12 protein-coding genes are annotated in these 17,179 nt (G+C 62.9%); 1 reads left to right on the forward strand and 11 read right to left on the reverse strand.

The annotated features are described in order from the left end of the window. Nucleotides 1-8 precede the first annotated feature (8 nt). From rplB to rpsL, 9 genes are all read right to left on the reverse strand, one after another. Nucleotides 9-833 carry a 50S ribosomal protein L2 gene (rplB, locus tag ACFJIX_RS04760; RefSeq protein ID WP_377158102.1) on the reverse strand — a complete coding sequence of 275 codons (825 nt, stop codon included), beginning with the start codon at nt 831-833 and terminating at the stop codon, nt 9-11. Then, entirely contained in the window at nt 833-1,147 is a 315-nt protein-coding gene (gene rplW, locus ACFJIX_RS04765; protein WP_377158104.1) for a 50S ribosomal protein L23, read from the reverse strand. The genes rplB and rplW overlap by 1 nt, the downstream gene beginning before the upstream one ends. Then, nucleotides 1,144-1,764, reverse strand: coding sequence for a 50S ribosomal protein L4 (gene rplD, locus ACFJIX_RS04770; RefSeq protein WP_377158106.1), 621 nt, complete (start codon nt 1,762-1,764; stop codon nt 1,144-1,146). The genes rplW and rplD overlap by 4 nt, the downstream gene beginning before the upstream one ends. Next, a complete protein-coding gene (rplC, locus tag ACFJIX_RS04775) occupies nt 1,764-2,435 on the reverse strand; it encodes a 50S ribosomal protein L3 (RefSeq protein ID WP_377158107.1) in 672 nt (223 codons plus the stop codon). The genes rplD and rplC overlap by 1 nt, the downstream gene beginning before the upstream one ends. Nucleotides 2,436-2,741: 306 nt before the next feature. Further along, entirely contained in the window at nt 2,742-3,056 is a 315-nt protein-coding gene (gene rpsJ / locus ACFJIX_RS04780) for a 30S ribosomal protein S10 (RefSeq protein WP_067278868.1), read from the reverse strand. Nucleotides 3,057-3,190: 134 nt separating this feature from the next. After that, nucleotides 3,191-4,381 (reverse strand): elongation factor Tu, encoded by a 1,191-nt coding sequence (gene tuf, locus ACFJIX_RS04785; protein ID WP_377158110.1) that lies wholly within the window; start codon nt 4,379-4,381, stop codon nt 3,191-3,193. Between the two features lie 157 nt (nt 4,382-4,538). Continuing rightward, on the reverse strand, nt 4,539-6,644 hold the full coding sequence (gene fusA, locus ACFJIX_RS04790) for an elongation factor G (RefSeq protein WP_377158111.1): 2,106 nt from the start codon (nt 6,642-6,644) through the stop codon (nt 4,539-4,541). A 69-nt stretch (nt 6,645-6,713) separates the two neighbouring features. Then, the gene (gene rpsG, locus ACFJIX_RS04795) at nt 6,714-7,184 is read right to left on the reverse strand and encodes a 30S ribosomal protein S7 (protein WP_067070490.1); all 471 of its coding nucleotides are present in this window, start codon (nt 7,182-7,184) and stop codon (nt 6,714-6,716) included. Nucleotides 7,185-7,344: 160 nt separating this feature from the next. After that, entirely contained in the window at nt 7,345-7,719 is a 375-nt protein-coding gene (rpsL, locus tag ACFJIX_RS04800) for a 30S ribosomal protein S12 (RefSeq protein WP_067278874.1), read from the reverse strand. Nucleotides 7,720-7,952: 233 nt separating this feature from the next. On the opposite strand from rpsL, the gene ACFJIX_RS04805 reads away from it, so the two are divergent. Next, nucleotides 7,953-8,456 carry a putative toxin-antitoxin system toxin component, PIN family gene (locus ACFJIX_RS04805; protein ID WP_377158114.1) on the forward strand — a complete coding sequence of 168 codons (504 nt, stop codon included), beginning with the start codon at nt 7,953-7,955 and terminating at the stop codon, nt 8,454-8,456. Between the two features lie 88 nt (nt 8,457-8,544). Here the strand turns inward: ACFJIX_RS04805 and rpoC are convergent, their stop codons facing one another. Continuing rightward, on the reverse strand, nt 8,545-12,762 hold the full coding sequence (gene rpoC, locus ACFJIX_RS04810; protein ID WP_377158116.1) for a DNA-directed RNA polymerase subunit beta': 4,218 nt from the start codon (nt 12,760-12,762) through the stop codon (nt 8,545-8,547). Nucleotides 12,763-12,780: 18 nt separating this feature from the next. Then, the gene (gene rpoB / locus ACFJIX_RS04815; protein ID WP_377158118.1) at nt 12,781-16,902 is read right to left on the reverse strand and encodes a DNA-directed RNA polymerase subunit beta; all 4,122 of its coding nucleotides are present in this window, start codon (nt 16,900-16,902) and stop codon (nt 12,781-12,783) included. Nucleotides 16,903-17,179: the final 277 nt, after the last annotated feature.

A 17,179-nucleotide genomic window follows, 5' to 3' on the forward strand; every position in this document is an offset into this window, starting at 1 on the left:
TCTACCCCTTACTTCTTGCGACGCGAGACGATGAAAGTCTGCGTGCGCTTGTTGTTGCGAGTGCGGTAGCCCTTCGTCAGGGTGTTCCACGGCGACACAGGGGCCTGACCTTCACCCGTACGACCCTCACCACCACCGTGCGGGTGGTCGACCGGGTTCATGGCGGTACCACGCACGGTCGGGCGGATACCCTTCCAGCGGATGGCGCCGGCCTTGCCGTACTGGCGCAGGCTGTGCTCTTCGTTGCTCACTTCACCGATGGTGGCGCGGCAATCGATGTGCACGCGGCGGACTTCGCCGGAACGCAGACGGATCTGAGCGTACGAACCATCACGCGCCATCAGCACCACGGAGGTACCGGCGGAGCGGGCGATCTGGGCACCCTTGCTCGGCAGCAGTTCCACGCAATGGATCGTCGAACCCACGGGGATGTTGCGGATCGGCAGGGTGTTGCCAACCTTGATCGGAGCTTCAGCGCCGCTCAGGATCGTCGAACCGACTTCCAGATTGCGCGGAGCGATGATGTAGCGACGCTCACCATCGGCATAGCACACCAGGGCGATATGGGCCGTGCGGTTCGGGTCGTACTCGATGCGCTCGACCTTCGCCGGGATGCCATCCTTGTTGCGACGGAAGTCGACCACGCGGTAGTGGTGCTTGTGACCACCACCCTTGTGGCGCACCGTGATGTGACCGTTGTTGTTACGGCCAGAGTTCTGCTTCTGGGGCTCGAGCAGCGAAGCCTCGGGAGCGCCCTTGTGCAGGTGCTTGTGCACCACCTTCACCACGCCACGACGGCCAGGCGAAGTCGGCTTGACTTTAACGACGGCCATTACGCAGCCTCCCCGGAGAAGTTGAGCTCCTGGCCAGCCTTCAGCGACACATACGCCTTCTTGACGTGGTCGCGACGGCCTTGACGACCGCCGAAGCGCTTGGTCTTGCCCTTGACGTTGACGACGTTCACCGCATCGACCTCGACCTTGAACATCAGTTCAACAGCGGCCTTGATCTCGAGCTTCGTCGCGTCGCGCAAGACCTTGAACAGGACTTGGTTGTGCTTTTCACCAGCCATCGTGGCCTTCTCGGACACGATCGGAGCGAGCAGCACCTTGGCCAGACGGCCATCAGCAAACTTGGGCGCGCTCATGCCAGCATCTCCTTCAGTTGCTCGATCGCAGCCTTCGTCACCAGGACCTTCTTGTAGAAGACCAGCGACAGCGGATCGACGTAACGCGGCTCAACGACCAGCACGTTCGGCAGATTGCGCGAAGCGAGCAGCAGGTTGTCGTCCACCTGGTCGGAGATCACCATGACGTGATTCAGACCCATGCCCTTGAGCTTGGCGGCCAGCAGCTTGGTCTTCGGGGCTTCGATCGAGATCGAGTCCACCACAGCCAGACGACCTTCACGAGCCAGTTGCGACAGGATCGCAGCCATGCCAGCGCGGTACATCTTCTTGTTCAGCTTGTGCGAGAAGTTCTCGTCGGGCTTGTTCGGGAAGATGCGACCGCCCCCACGCCACAGCGGCGAGGAGGTCATACCAGCACGCGCGTTGCCGGTGCCCTTTTGACGGAACGGCTTCTTCGTCGAGTGACGGACTTCAGCGCGGGTCAGCTGGGCGCGAGTGCCTTGGCGGGCGTTGGCCTGATAGGCCACGACCACCTGGTGCACCAGGGCTTCGTTGTAATCACGAGCGAAAAGGGTGTCGGGGGCGTCGACTTTCGACGTCGCCTGACCCTGCTCATTCAGGAGCTCGAGTTGCATCAGTTGGCTCCCTTCTTGGCCTTGACCTTGACGGCCGGATGGATCACGACGAATCCTTCCTTCGCGCCAGGAACCGCACCACGGACCAGAACCAGCTGGCGGGCTTCGTCGATACGGACCACATCCAGATTCTGGACGGTCACGGTGACGTCGCCGAGGTGGCCCGACATCTTCTTGCCCGGGAACACCCGGCCCGGATCCTGCGCCATCGAGATGGAGCCCGGAACATTGTGCGAGCGGCTGTTACCGTGCGAAGCGCGCTGCGAACCGAAGTTGTGGCGCTTGATGGTGCCTGCGAAGCCCTTACCGATCGACGTGCCCTGCACATCGACCAGTTGGCCGGCGGCGAACAGCGTCACGGGGACTTGCGCGCCAGCCTTGTATTCGGCGGCGACCGCAGCATCCACGCGGAATTCTTTGATGATTTCACCGGCTTCAACACCAGCCTTGGCGAGGTGACCCGCTTGCGGCTTCGTGACACGGGACGCCTTGCGCGCGCCGTAGGTCACTTGGATGGCGCTGTAGCCGTCGGTTTCTTCGGTCTTGATCTGGGTCACGCGGTTGTTGGACACGTCCAGCACGGTCACGGGGACGGTATCACCGTCGACCGTGAACACACGCATCATGCCCACCTTGCGGCCCAGCAATCCGAGACGATTGCTAAGACTCATGGTTTTCTCCTGACCCCGAACGCACCGACGGAGACACCGCCGTGCACCTGAAGTCATTTCACACACCCGACATCGATTGGCCGGGCCGACAAGCACCGCTCCTTCGATGAGACCAGGGGTAAAGGCCCCAGACCCTTCGACGGCGATGCGACGAAACCGCACCCGGAAATCCCGGCGCGGAAAAGCTGCGGAGTATAGCGCCAACCCTGACCGCACCGCAAGCAGCGCGCCAGCTGCGCCAGAGAAAAAGGCGACCCGAAGGTCGCCTTCCAGAGAGCAGCTGGATCACTCCAGCGCCCAGCCGCATCACTGCAGCTTGATCTCGACGTCCACGCCGGCCGGCAGGTCCAGCTTCATCAGCGCGTCGACCGTCTTGTCGGTCGGATCGACGATGTCCATCAGACGCTGGTGGGTGCGGATTTCAAACTGGTCGCGCGACGTCTTGTTGACGTGCGGCGAACGCAGGATGTCGAAACGTTCCTTGCGCGTCGGCAGGGGCACGGGACCCTTGACGATCGCGCCGGTGCGCTTGGCTGTTTCCACGATTTCCAGAGCCGATTGGTCGATCAGCTTGTAATCGAAGGCCTTCAGCCGGATGCGGATCTTTTGCTTGGTAGACATGACTTTTCCTTCAAAGAGCGACGCGATGCGCGAAGCATCGCGGAGGCAGCGATGGCGCCGCCGAGTTCGGGACTCGCCGCCCGCCGAAACGGGTGGCGCGCCTCACAGGTACCCGGCGGGTACCAGCAAAAGATTTACTCGATGATGGTGGCCACGACGCCCGAGCCGACGGTACGACCGCCTTCACGGATGGCGAAGCGCAGACCTTGCTCCATGGCGATCGGAGCGATCAGCTTCACGGTGATGCTGACGTTGTCGCCAGGCATGACCATTTCCTTGTCCTTCGGCAGCTCCACGGCGCCAGTCACGTCCGTCGTGCGGAAATAGAACTGGGGACGGTAGTTGTTGAAGAACGGGGTGTGACGGCCGCCCTCTTCCTTGCTCAGAACATAGATCTCAGCGGTGAAGTGGGTGTGCGGCTTGATCGAGCCGGGCTTGGCCAGCACCTGGCCGCGCTCGACGTCTTCACGCTTGGTGCCGCGCAGCAGGATACCGACGTTGTCGCCGGCTTGACCCTGGTCCAGCAGCTTGCGGAACATTTCCACGCCGGTCACGGTCGTCTTCTGGACTTCGCGGATACCGACGATCTCGATTTCCTCGCCGACCTTGATGATGCCGCGCTCGACACGACCCGTCACCACGGTGCCGCGGCCCGAGATCGAGAACACGTCTTCCACCGGCAGCAGGAACGCGCCGTCAACGGCACGGTCAGGCTGGGGGATGTACGTGTCCAGCGCGTCAGCCAGGCGCATGATGGCCTGCTCGCCCAGATCGCCCGTGTCGCCTTCCAGCGCCAGCTTGGCCGAACCCTTGATGATCGGCGTGTCGTCGCCCGGGAAGTCGTACTTGCTCAGCAGCTCGCGGACTTCCATCTCCACCAGCTCCAGCAGCTCGGCGTCGTCCACCATGTCGCACTTGTTCAGGAAGACGATGATGAACTTCACACCCACCTGACGCGCCAGCAGGATGTGCTCGCGGGTCTGGGGCATCGGGCCGTCAGCGGCCGAGCACACCAGGATCGCGCCGTCCATCTGCGCCGCGCCCGTGATCATGTTCTTCACATAGTCAGCGTGGCCCGGGCAGTCAACGTGCGCGTAGTGGCGGTTGGCCGTCTCGTACTCGACGTGCGCGGTGTTGATCGTGATGCCACGCGCCTTCTCTTCCGGCGCCGCGTCGATCTGGTCGTACGCCTTGGCTTCGCCGCCGAACTTCTTCGACAGCACGGTCGCGATCGCGGCCGTCAGCGTCGTCTTGCCATGGTCAACGTGACCAATCGTGCCCACGTTCACGTGCGGCTTGGTACGTTCAAACTTGCCTTTTGCCATTTCAATTCTCCAAAAAGAGCATTTGCCCGGTCTGTTGGTTTAGCGTTTCCGCAGCGTCCTGTATCCCGGCGACCGGCAACCGGGAGGAGTCACTGCGAAGACGATTCGATGATCGAGAACGAAACGAGCCGGCACCCCAGAGCACCGGCTCAGGTCATCACTTTGCGCGAGCAGTGATGATCGCGTCAGCGACGTTCTTCGGAGCTTCGCTGTAGTGCTTGAACTCCATCGTGTACGTCGCACGGCCCTGCGTGGCCGAACGCAGCGAGGTCGAGTAGCCGAACATCTCGGACAGAGGAACCTCCGCCTTGATGATCTTGCCGCCACCGATCATGTCGTCCATGCCTTGCACCATGCCACGACGGCTGGACAGATCGCCCATCACCGTACCAGCATAGTCTTCCGGCGTTTCGACTTCCACGGCCATCATCGGCTCGAGAATGACCGGGCTGGCGCGACGGCAGGCTTCCTTGAAGCCCATCGAGGCGGCCATCTTGAACGCGTTTTCGTTCGAGTCCACGTCATGGTACGAACCGAAGGTCAGCGTGACCTTCACGTCCACGACCGGGTAGCCGGCCAGCACGCCGTTCGGCAGGCTGTCGATGACACCCTTCTCGACCGCGGGGATGAACTCGCGGGGCACCACGCCGCCCTTGATGGCATCGACGAACTCGAAGCCCTTGCCGGCCTCTTGCGGTTCCAGCGAGAACACGACGTGGCCGTACTGGCCCTTGCCGCCCGACTGGCGCACGAACTTGCCTTCAACGTCGGTCACCGACTTGCGGACCGTTTCGCGGTAGGCAACTTGCGGCTTGCCCACGTTGGCTTCCACGCCGAATTCGCGCTTCATGCGATCGACGATGATTTCCAGGTGAAGCTCGCCCATGCCGGAAATGATGGTCTGGCCGGACTCTTCTCGTCGGTGCGCAGACGGAAGGACGGATCTTCGGCCGCCAGACGACCCCAGCGCGATGCCCATCTTTTCCTGGTCAGCCTTGGTCTTCGGCTCGACGGCCTGCGAGATCACCGGCTCCGGGAAGACCATGCGCTCCAGCGTGATGATGCTGTCGGGGTCGCACAGGGTTTCGCCCGTGGTGACGTCCTTCAGGCCCACGCAGGCAGCAATGTCGCCCGCCAGAATTTCCTTGATTTCTTCACGCTGGTTGGCGTGCATCTGCAGGATCCGGCCGATACGCTCCTTCTTGCCGCGGACCGGGTTGTAGACGGTCGCACCCGACTGCAGCACGCCCGAGTAGACGCGCACGAAGGTCAGTTGGCCGACGTACGGGTCGGTCATCAGCTTGAAGGCCAGCGCCGAGAACTTTTCTTCGTCGGTACGCTGACGCGAGATCGGCTGCTCATCTTCGTCCGTGCCCGAGACCGGCGGGATGTCCAGCGGCGACGGCAGGAAGTCGATGACGGCGTCCAGCATGCGCTGCACGCCCTTGTTCTTGAACGCGGTGCCGCACAGCATCGGCTGGATCTCGGTCGCGATGGTGCGCTTGCGGATCGCCAGCTTGATCTCTTCCTCGGTCAGGTCGCCCGTCTCGAGGTACTTGTTCATCAGCTCTTCGGTCGCTTCCGCAGCGGCCTCAACCATCTTCTCGCGCCATTCGTTGGCGGTATCGACGAGGTTGGCCGGGATGTCCTGGTACTCGAACTTCATGCCCTGGGACGCTTCGTCCCAGATGATGGCCTTCATCTTGAGCAGGTCCACCACGCCGGTGAAGTTCTCTTCGGCGCCGATGGGGATCACGATGGGCACCGGATTCGCCTTCAGGCGGGTCTTCATCTGGTCGACGACCTTGAAGAAGTTGGCACCGGTACGGTCCATCTTGTTCACGAACGCCAGACGCGGCACGCGGTACTTGTTGGCCTGGCGCCAGACGGTTTCCGACTGGGGCTGCACGCCGCCGACGGCGCAGTACACCATGCAGGCGCCGTCCAGCACGCGCATCGAACGCTCGACTTCAATCGTGAAGTCCACGTGTCCGGGCGTGTCGATGATGTTGAAGCGATGCTCGGGGTAGGACATGTCCATGCCCTTCCAGAAGCAGGTCGTCGCGGCCGACGTGATCGTGATGCCGCGCTCTTGTTCCTGCTCCATCCAGTCCATCGTGGCAGCGCCGTCGTGCACTTCACCGATCTTGTGGTTCACACCGGTGTAATACAGGATGCGTTCCGTCGTGGTGGTCTTGCCGGCATCGATGTGCGCCGAGATACCGATGTTGCGGTAGCGCTCGATGGGGGTCTTGCGGGACATGGTGTCACTCCAAATGCATGGAGCCGCCATCGGGTCAGTAGTAACCCGAGGCGGCCAGAGAGGTCTTGATTAGAAGCGGAAGTGCGAGAACGCCTTGTTGGCGTCTGCCATGCGGTGGACTTCGTCGCGCTTCTTCATCGCGCCACCACGGCCTTCGGAGGCCTCCAGCAGTTCGTTGGCCAGACGTTGGGCCATCGACTTCTCACCACGCTTGCGCGCGGATTCCTTCAACCAGCGCATGGCGAGGGCCAGACGGCGGACGGGGCGAACTTCCACGGGAACTTGGTAGTTCGCACCGCCAACGCGACGGGACTTCACTTCGACCATGGGCTTCACGTTGTTGATCGCGATCATGAAGATCTCGAGCGGGTCCTTGCCGGACTTCTGCTCGACTTGCTCCAGCGCGCCATAAATGATGCGCTCAGCAACGGCCTTCTTGCCCGATTCCATGATGACGTTCATGAACTTGGACAGATCAACGCTTCCGAACTTCGGGTCCGGCAGGATCTCGCGCTTGGGTACTTCGCGACGACGTGGCATGGGATTCTTCCTTCAATGCTTCAGTTGGTCAGGGCTCTCGCCCCGCCGCGGATCTCCACCGACATCTGGGGGGATCCACTTACTCGGCTGCCGGTGCACATACACTCGGGCCGCAAATATTCGATGACCTCTCGGCCACCAAGACCTTGGCTGTAGAGCCTTACTTCTTCGGGCGCTTCGCGCCGTACTTGGAACGCGATTGCTTGCGATCCTTGACGCCTTGCAGGTCGAGCGAGCCGCGCACGATGTGGTAGCGCACACCCGGCAAGTCCTTGACCCGGCCGCCGCGCACGAGCACGACGCTGTGCTCTTGCAGGTTGTGGCCTTCACCGCCGATGTACGAGATGACCTCGAAACCGTTGGTCAGGCGAACCTTGGCAACCTTACGAAGCGCCGAGTTCGGCTTCTTCGGGGTGGTGGTGTACACGCGGGTGCAGACGCCACGACGTTGCGGGCACGACTGCATCGCCGGCGACTTGGATTTCGTCACCTCGGTCTCACGACCGTGGCGAACGAGCTGATTGATGGTTGGCATAAGTAACTTGTTCCCGTTTGAAGTCACAACCCCAGCCGGTCTTGGCCTTCAGGAAGTCCACGAATTCGCGGCATCCCACAAGCGACAAAAGCGCAGCGCCTTGCGGCACCACGCTCGAATCAACCCGGGGCCGGTTCGAAACCTGGACCCGGGACGCATCAAGACATGCTGGAGAGCCGGCGATTGTAGGCGAGTTCAACCAAAACACACAAGGCGCTATGCTCCCGGACCCTATGAGCACCGCCGTCTCCGCCGCTTTTCCGCTGCATCCGGGCAACGCCGACGACTCGGCGCCCCTGGTCGTCCTCGACACGCAGGTCGTCATGGACTGGCTGGTCTTCAACGAGCCCAGTCTCGCTCCATTGATAGCCGCGGTAGTAAGCCAGCGCTTGCATTGGACGGCCACGGCAGCCATGAAGGCGGAGCTTCTGCATGTGATCGGACGAGGCGTGGCCGCGCGCTACGCACCGAACCTGGCGCGGGTGCATGAAGCGTTCGCCCGGCACTGCTGCATTGTCGACGAGCCCATACTCGGCATTGCGCGCCCGCGCTGCAGCGATACCGATGACCAGAAGTTCATCGATCTCGGCCTTGCATTGGCGACGACGCATTCGACGAGCTTGATCTCCCGAGACAGGGCCGTGCTCAAGGTGGCCAAACGCGCCGCGAAGCTCGGACTCCCCATCCTTTCCCCCACCGCCTGGCTGAAGCTGAACGCGGCGAGTTCCACGCCCTGATTTCGTCGCGCCAATGAAAAAGGCTGCCGCCCTTGCGGGACGGCAGCCTTCGGATCAAGCCGCAAGCGGCTCGATGCAGTTGGTGCGTTTACTCGCCGGTGCCGGCGTCGCTGGCCGCGTCGAGCGCGGACAGCTGCACCGCCGCCATTTCCTCGGCTTCCTGGATGGCGATGGAACGGCGCTCGGCGTCGTCCATTTCTTCCTTGGCGCGACGCGCCTGGTGGAAGGCCATGCCGGTACCGGCAGGAATCAGGCGACCCACGATGACGTTCTCCTTCAGACCACGGAGTTCGTCGCGCTTGCCCATGATCGCGGCTTCGGTCAGCACACGGGTCGTTTCCTGGAACGACGCCGCGGAGATGAACGAGTCCGTGGACAGCGAGGCCTTCGTGATACCGAGCAGCACGTCGGCGTGCGTCACGGTCAGCTTGCCCTCGCTGCGCAGGCGGTCGTTGGTGTCCAGCAGCTCCGAACGCTCGACCTGCTCGCCGGCGATGTAGGCCGAGTCGCCCGGGTTGACGATCTGCACGCGGCGCAGCATCTGGCGAACGATCACCTCGATGTGCTTGTCGTTGATCTTCACACCCTGCAGACGGTACACGTCCTGCACTTCGTCGACGATGTAGCGCGCCAGTTCCTCGATACCCAGCAGACGCAGGATGTCCTGCGGATCGGCCGGGCCGTCGACCACCAGTTCACCGCGGTTCACCACCTGGCCTTCGTGCACCAGGATGTTCTTTTCCTTGGGCACCAGCAGCTCGTGCTTGCGACCTTCCGGATCGGTGATCTCGAGGCGGACCTTGCCCTTGGTCTCCTTGCCGAACGAGACCGTGCCGGTCTGCTCCGCCAGGAAGCCAGCGTCCTTCGGGGAGCGGGCTTCGAAGAGCTCGGCAACACGCGGCAGACCGCCGGTAATGTCGCGGGTCTTCTGACCTTCCACCGGGATACGGGCCAGGACTTCACCAGGAGCAAGCTCCTGACCGTCGCGGATCTGGACCAGCGAGCCGACCTGGAAGCCGATCGTCACCGAGTGATCGGTGCCGGGGATCTTCACTTCCTGGCCATTGGCGTCGAGCAGCTTGACCTGCGGGCGGATGACCTTGGCAGCACCGCGGCGCTTCGGGTCGATCACGACCAGCGTGGACAGGCCCGTCACTTCGTCGACCTGCTTGGCCACGGTGACGCCTTCCTCGACGTTCTCGAACTTCGCCTGACCGGCGAATTCCGTGATGATCGGGCGGGTCAGCGGGTCCCAGGTCGCCAGGATGGTGCCGGCCTTGATGGTCTGGTCAGCCTTGATGTTCAGCAGGGCGCCGTAAGGCACCTTGTGACGCTCGCGCTCACGGCCATGCGGATCGGAGATGACGATTTCGCCGGAACGCGAGATCACCACCAGTTCGCCCTTGCCGTTCGTGACGTAGCGCATCGTGGCGTTGAAACCGATGATGCCGTCCGACTTCGCTTCCACGCTCGAGGCCACCGCCGCGCGCGACGCCGCACCGCCGATGTGGAACGTCCGCATCGTCAGCTGGGTGCCGGGTTCACCGATCGACTGGGCGGCGATGACGCCGACCGCTTCGCCGGTGTTCACCATGCCGCCACGACCCAGGTCGCGGCCATAGCACTTCGCGCACAGACCGAAACGGGTGCCGCAGGTCAGCGGGGTGCGGACCTTGACCTCGTCCACGCCGGCAGCTTCCAGCATGTCCAGGATGTCTTCATCCAGCATGTTGCCGGCGGTCAGCAGGACGCCTTGCGTTTCCGGATGCACGACATCGATCGCAGCCACGCGACCCAGGATCCGGTCACGCAGGGACTCGATCACCTCACCGCCTTCCACCAGGGCGCGCATGTTGATGCCGTTGTCCGTGCCGCAATCGGATTCGGTCACGACCAGATCCTGCGTCACGTCGACCAGGCGGCGGGTCAGGTAACCCGAGTTCGCGGTCTTCAGCGCCGTGTCCGCCAGGCCCTTACGAGCACCGTGGGTGGAGATGAAGTACTGCAGAACGTTCAGGCCTTCGCGGAAGTTCGCCGTGATCGGCGTCTCGATGATCGAGCCGTCCGGCTTCGCCATCAGGCCGCGCATGCCGGCCAGCTGACGGATCTGCGCCGCGGAACCCCGCGCGCCCGAGTCGGCCATCATGTAGATCGAGTTGAACGACTCCTGCTCGACTTCCTTGCCGTGGCGGTCCAGGATCTTTTCCTTGGACAGCTGCGACATCATGACCTTGCCGACTTCGTCACCGGTCTTGCCCCAGATGTCGACGACCTTGTTGTAGCGCTCGCCGGCGGTCACGAGACCCGAGACGTACTGCTGCTCGATCTCCTTGACTTCCTTCTCGGCCCGGTCGATCAGCTCGACCTTCTGCTTGGGCACGAGCATGTCATCGATGGCGATCGAGATGCCCGCGCGCGTGGCCAGCTTGAAACCGGCCTGCAGCAGCTTGTCTGCCAGCACCACGGTTTCCTTCAGGCCGCACTTGCGGAAGGACGTGTTGATCAGCTTGGAGATTTCCTTCTTCTTCAACGCCTTGTTGATGTTGGAGAAGGGAAGGCCCTTGGGCAGGATCTCGGACAGCAGCGCACGGCCCACGGTCGTGTCCGTCAGCTTGGTCTGGGCGACCCATTCCTCGCCGTCCTTGACGTACTCGGTCAGGCGCACGCTGATCTTGGCGGTGATCTCCACCGCGCCGTTCTCCAGCGCGCGGATCATCTCGGGGATGTCCGAGAAGACCATGCCCTCGCCCTTGCCGTTGGTGCGCTCGCGGGTCGCGTAGTACAGACCCAGCACCACGTCTTGCGACGGCACGATCGACGGCTCGCCCGAGGCCGGGAACAGCACGTTGTTCGAAGCCAGCATCAGCACGCGGGCTTCCATCTGCGCTTCGATCGACAGCGGCACGTGGACGGCCATCTGGTCACCGTCGAAGTCGGCGTTGAACGCCGCGCAGACCAGCGGATGCAGCTGGATCGCCTTGCCTTCGATCAGCACCGGCTCGAACGCCTGGATGCCCAGGCGGTGCAGCGTCGGTGCGCGGTTCAGCAGGACCGGGTGCTCCTTGATGACCTCTTCCAGGATGTCCCAGACGACGGGGGTGCCGCTCTCGACTTCCTTCTTCGCGGCCTTGATCGTGGTCGCGATGCCCATCGCTTCCAGACGCGAGAAGATGAAGGGCTTGAACAGCTCCAGCGCCATCAGCTTCGGCAGGCCGCACTGGTGCAGCTTGAGCGTCGGGCCCACGGTGATGACCGAACGGCCCGAGTAGTCGACGCGCTTGCCCAGCAAGTTCTGACGGAAGCGACCGCTCTTGCCCTTGATCATGTCGGCCAGCGACTTGAGGGCACGCTTGTTCGCACCGGTCATCGCCTTGCCGCGACGGCCGTTGTCCAGCAGCGAGTCGACGGCTTCCTGCAGCATGCGCTTTTCGTTGCGCACGATGATCTCAGGGGCCTTCAGCTCGAGCAGACGTGCCAGGCGGTTGTTGCGGTTGATGACGCGGCGGTACAGGTCATTCAGGTCCGACGTCGCGAAGCGACCACCGTCCAGCGGCACCAGCGGACGCAGGTCCGGCGGCAGCACCGGCAGCACTTCCAGCACCATCCAGTTCGGCTTGATGCCCGAGCGCTTGAAGGCCTCCATCACCTTGAGGCGCTTGGAGTTCTTCTTGATCTTCAGCTCGGAGCCGGTCATGTCGTTGCGCAGGCGGTCGATCTCGACGTCGAGATCCATTTCCGCCAGCAGCTTCTGGATGCCTTCGGCGCCCATCAGCGCGATGAACTCGTCACCGAACTCGATGCGCTTCGCGTCGTAGTCGTCCTCGGACATGATGCTGAACTTCTTCAGCGGGGTCATGCCCGGATCCACCACGACGTACGCTTCGAAGTACAGCACGCGCTCGATGTCGCGCAGCGTCATGTCGAGCACCAGGCCCAGACGCGACGGCAGCGACTTCAGGAACCAGATGTGCGCGCAAGGAGCGGCCAGCTCGATGTGGCCCATGCGCTCACGGCGCACCTTGGTCTGGGTGACTTCGACGCCGCACTTCTCGCAGATCACGCCACGGTGCTTCAGGCGCTTGTACTTGCCGCACAGGCACTCGTAGTCCTTGATCGGGCCGAAGATCTTGGCGCAGAACAGGCCATCACGTTCCGGCTTGAACGTCCGGTAGTTGATGGTCTCGGGCTTCTTCACTTCACCGAACGACCACGAGCGGATCTTCTCGGGCGAGGCCAGCCCGATCTTGATCGCGTCGAAATGTTCGTCCGGCGTGAATTGCTTGAACAGGTCCAACAAACCCTTCATACGATTCTCCTGTTCTCTTTAGTTGCGCTCGAGCTCGATGTCGATGCCCAGCGAACGAATTTCCTTCACCAGCACATTGAACGACTCGGGCATGCCGGCTTCGATCGAGTGCTCGCCCTTGACGATGGACTCGTACACCTTCGTACGGCCGTTCACGTCGTCGGACTTGACCGTCAGCATTTCCTGCAGGATGTACGAAGCGCCGTAGGCTTCCAGCGCCCACACTTCCATCTCGCCGAAACGCTGTCCGCCGAACTGCGCCTTGCCGCCCAGCGGCTGCTGCGTGACCAGCGAGTACGGACCGGTGGAACGGGCATGCATCTTGTCGTCGACCAGGTGATGCAGCTTCAGCACGTGCATGTAGCCGATCGTCGTGGGACGCTCGAACTGCTCGCCGGTGCGGCCGTCATACAGGAAGGCCTGCGTGCGCGTGGGCGTGAGGCCCTTCTTCGCCGCGATGTCGTCCGGATAGGCCAGCTTCAGCATCGCGCGGATTTCGCTTTCCTTCGCACCGTCGAAGACGGGGGTGGCGAAGGTGGCGCCGTGCTGCAGGTTCTGGGCCATGCCGAGGATCTCGTCATCGCTCAGTTGCGCGAGCTCTTCGGACTTGCCGCCGTTCTGGTTGAACAGCTGGTCCATGAAGTCGCGCAGCTCGGCCACACGGGCCTCGCGCTGCAGCATGTCGCCGATGCGTTGGCCAATGCCCTTGCCAGCCCAGCCCAGATGGACTTCCAGCACCTGACCCACGTTCATCCGCGACGGGACGCCCAGCGGGTTCAGCACGATGTCGGCAGGCGTGCCGTCGGCCATGTAGGGCATGTCTTCGATCGGCGTGATCTTGGACACGACACCCTTGTTGCCGTGACGGCCGGCCATCTTGTCGCCAGGCTGCAGGCGGCGCTTGACGGCCAGGTAGACCTTGACCATCTTCAGCACGCCGGCCGGCAGCTCGTCGCCTTGCGTCAGCTTCTTGCGCTTCTCGTCATAGGCGAGATCGAAGCTGTGGCGGGTCTGCTCCAGCGAGTTCTTGATCGATTCCAACTGGTTGGCGATGTCGTCCTCGGCGGGACGGACGTCGAACCAGTGGAACTTCTCGACCTCGGCCAGGTAGTCCTTCGAGATGACGGTGCCCTTGGCGATCTTCTTCGGACCACCGTTGGCGACCTTGTTCACCAGGAGCTTCTCGACGCGGTCGAACGCGTCGGCTTCCACGATGCGCAGCTGGTCGTTCAGGTCCAGGCGGAAGCGCTTCAGCTCGTCGTCGATGATCTGCTGGGCGCGCTTGTCGCGCTGGATGCCTTCGCGGGTGAACACCTGCACGTCGATGACCGTGCCGTTGGTGCCCTGGTCCACGCGCAGCGACGTGTCCTTCACGTCCGAAGCCTTCTCGCCGAAGATCGCGCGCAGCAGCTTCTCTTCCGGCGTCAGCGTGGTCTCGCCCTTCGGCGTGACCTTGCCGACCAGCACGTCGCCCGGGTTCACCTCGGCACCGATGTACACGATGCCGGATTCGTCCAGACGAGCCAGTTGCTGTTCGCTCAGGTTCGGGATGTCGCGGGTGATTTCCTCACTGCCCAGCTTCGTGTCACGCGCCATGACCACCAGTTCCTCGATGTGGATCGAGGTGTAGCGGTCTTCGGCCACCACGCGTTCGGAGATCAGGATCGAGTCTTCGAAGTTGTAGCCGTTCCACGGCATGAACGCGACCAGCATGTTCTGGCCCAGCGCCAGTTCACCCAGGTCGGTCGAGGCGCCGTCGGCGATGATGTCTTCGGCGGCGACCTTGTCGCCACGCTTGACGATCGGACGCTGGTGGATGTTGGTGTTCTGGTTGCTACGCTGATACTTGATCAGGTTGTAGATGTCGACACCGACTTCACCGGCCACGGTCTCGTCGTCGTTCACGCGGATCACGATGCGGTTCGTGTCCACGTAGTCGACCACGCCGCCGCGGCGAGCCGCGACCACCGTGCCCGAGTCCTTCGCGGCCACGCGCTCGACGCCCGTGCCGACGAACGCCTTTTCAGGACGCAGGGTCGGAACGGCCTGACGCTGCATGTTCGCGCCCATCAGCGCGCGGTTCGCATCGTCGTGCTCCAGGAACGGCACCAGCGACGCCGCCACCGACACGATCTGGGTCGGCGCCACGTCCATGTACTGGATGCGTTCCGGCGAGGTCAGCACCGATTCACCGTTCTCACGCGCGGAGACCAGTTCGTCGACCAGTTGACCTTGTTCGTTTAGCGACGCGTTCGCCTGGGCGATCACGTACTTGCCTTCTTCGATCGCGGACAGGTAGTCGATCTGGTTGGTGACCTTCGAGTCCACCACGCGGCGGTACGGGGTCTCCAGGAAGCCGTACTCGTTCAGGCGCGCATACAGCGCCAGCGAGTTGATCAGACCGATGTTCGGGCCTTCCGGCGTTTCGATCGGGCAGACGCGGCCATAGTGGGTCGGGTGCACGTCGCGGACTTCGAAGCCGGCGCGCTCGCGGGTCAGACCACCCGGGCCCAGGGCCGAGACGCGACGCTTGTGCGTGATCTCGGACAGCGGGTTGGTCTGGTCCATGAACTGCGACAGCTGCGACGCACCGAAGAACTCCTTCAGCGCCGCGGAGATCGGCTTGGAGTTGATCAGGTCGTGCGGCATCAGGGCTTCGGTCTCGGCCTGGCCCAGACGTTCCTTGACGGCCTTCTCGATACGGGCCAGGCCGGAGCGGTACTGGTTCTCGGCCAGTTCGCCGACGCAACGGACGCGACGGTTGCCCAGGTGGTCGATGTCATCGACCTCGCCGCGGCCATTGCGCAGCTCGACCAGGATCTTGACGACGTCGAGGATGTCCTCGTTCGACAGCGTCATCGCACCGGTCGGGATGTCGCGGCCCACGCGGGCGTTGAACTTCATGCGGCCGACGCGAGACAGGTCGTACGTGTCTTCGCTGTAGAACAGACGGTTGAACAGCGCTTCGACCGCGTCTTCCGTCGGCGGCTCGCCGGGGCGCATCATGCGATAGATCGCGACGCGGGCCGCCAGCTGATCGGCGGTCTCGTCCGAGGCCAGCGTCTGGCTGATGTACGCGCCTTCGTCCAGCTCGTTGGTGAACAACGCCTGGATGTCCTTGATGCCGGCGCCGCGCAGCTTCTTCAGCAGCGAGTCGGTCAGCTCATCGTTGGCCTTCGCGATGATCTCGCCGGTGTCCGGGTCGACCATGTTCTTGGCCAGCACACGGCCCAGCAGGAAGTCTTCCGGCACGGTCACATGCTGCGTGCCGGACTGCTCCAGCTGACGCACGTGACGGGCGGTGATGCGCTTGTCCTTCTCGACCAGCACGTTGCCGCTCTTGTCGGTGATGTCGAAGCGCGCGACTTCTCCCTTCAGGCGTTCGGCCACGAACTCCATCTGGGCGCCCGAATCCATCAGGCGGAAATTGTCGAAGACGAAGAAGTGCGCCAGGATCTGCTCGGGATTCAGGCCGATGGCCTTGAGCAGGATCGTGACCGGCATCTTGCGGCGGCGGTCGACGCGGAAGTACAGGATGTCCTTCGGGTCGAATTCGAAGTCCAGCCACGAGCCGCGATACGGAATGATGCGGGCCGAGAACAACAGCTTGCCGGACGAGTGGGTCTTGCCCTTGTCATGCTCGAAGAACACGCCGGGCGAGCGGTGCAGCTGCGAGACGATGACGCGCTCGGTGCCGTTGATGATGAACGAGCCGTAGTCGGTCATGAGCGGCACTTCGCCCATGTAGACCTCTTGCTCCTTGATCTCCTTGACCGTCTTAGGCTGCGGGCTCTCCCGGTCGTAGATGATCATCTGCAGCTTCGCGCGCACGGCGGCGGCGAAGGTCAGACCACGCTGCTGGCATTCGCGGACGTCGAACGGCGGCTTGGCGATGTTGAATTCGAGGAACTTCATTTCCACGAACCCGTTGTGCGACGTGATCGGGAACGTGGAGAGGAACGCCGCTTGCAGGCCTTCCGGTTTGCGCTTCAGGGGAGCGACATCCTTTTGCAGGAAGTCGACATACGACTCCTTCTGCATCGTCAGCAGGTACGGAACGTTGAGCACGCTCACGCGCTTGCCGAAGCTCTTGCGGATGCGCTTGCGCTCGGTGTAGCTGTAGGGGGTTGCTTGCGCCATAAAGACTCCGTGTCGAGCGCGCCCCTGGCCTGGAGGCGTGCTGCGTCGGCGACTGGCTGTTCGGGCGTTGCACCACGAAGCTTGGTGGTTGGCCACTACCAACCGCTGGCGGACAACCCCGATCACCGGGCGGCACGGAGGGCGTTGCACCCCACGCGTGACGCACGGCTTGACCGCGGTCCGACCAAACCGTTCTCTGCAGTCGGATCAGAGAACACTCGAAAGAACCGTGCATGATACAGCACGATGCTTTCGATTGCTCTTTGTCAACCGAAAC

The sequence above is a fragment of the Roseateles sp. UC29_93 genome, assembly GCF_042695725.1.
Lineage (GTDB): Bacteria > Pseudomonadota > Gammaproteobacteria > Burkholderiales > Burkholderiaceae_C > Roseateles > Roseateles noduli_A.

What these genes read in the sequence shown, in the direction of transcription:
- rpsL (WP_067278874.1), bottom strand. Translation starts at nt 7,719, where the DNA reads ATGCCAACCATCAATCAGCTCGTTCGCCACGGTCGTGAGACCGAGGTG.
- rpsG (WP_067070490.1), bottom strand. Translation starts at nt 7,184, where the DNA reads ATGCCACGTCGTCGCGAAGTACCCAAGCGCGAGATCCTGCCGGACCCG.
- rpoB (WP_377158118.1), bottom strand. Translation starts at nt 16,902, where the DNA reads ATGGCGCAAGCAACCCCCTACAGCTACACCGAGCGCAAGCGCATCCGC.
- rplB (WP_377158102.1), bottom strand. Translation starts at nt 833, where the DNA reads ATGGCCGTCGTTAAAGTCAAGCCGACTTCGCCTGGCCGTCGTGGCGTG.
- rpsJ (WP_067278868.1), bottom strand. Translation starts at nt 3,056, where the DNA reads ATGTCTACCAAGCAAAAGATCCGCATCCGGCTGAAGGCCTTCGATTAC.
- rplC (WP_377158107.1), bottom strand. Translation starts at nt 2,435, where the DNA reads ATGAGTCTTAGCAATCGTCTCGGATTGCTGGGCCGCAAGGTGGGCATG.
- rplD (WP_377158106.1), bottom strand. Translation starts at nt 1,764, where the DNA reads ATGCAACTCGAGCTCCTGAATGAGCAGGGTCAGGCGACGTCGAAAGTC.
- tuf (WP_377158110.1), bottom strand. Translation starts at nt 4,381, where the DNA reads ATGGCAAAAGGCAAGTTTGAACGTACCAAGCCGCACGTGAACGTGGGC.
- rplW (WP_377158104.1), bottom strand. Translation starts at nt 1,147, where the DNA reads ATGAGCGCGCCCAAGTTTGCTGATGGCCGTCTGGCCAAGGTGCTGCTC.
- rpoC (WP_377158116.1), bottom strand. Translation starts at nt 12,762, where the DNA reads ATGAAGGGTTTGTTGGACCTGTTCAAGCAATTCACGCCGGACGAACAT.
- fusA (WP_377158111.1), bottom strand. Translation starts at nt 6,644, where the DNA reads ATGTCCCGCAAGACCCCCATCGAGCGCTACCGCAACATCGGTATCTCG.
- ACFJIX_RS04805 (WP_377158114.1), top strand. Translation starts at nt 7,953, where the DNA reads ATGAGCACCGCCGTCTCCGCCGCTTTTCCGCTGCATCCGGGCAACGCC.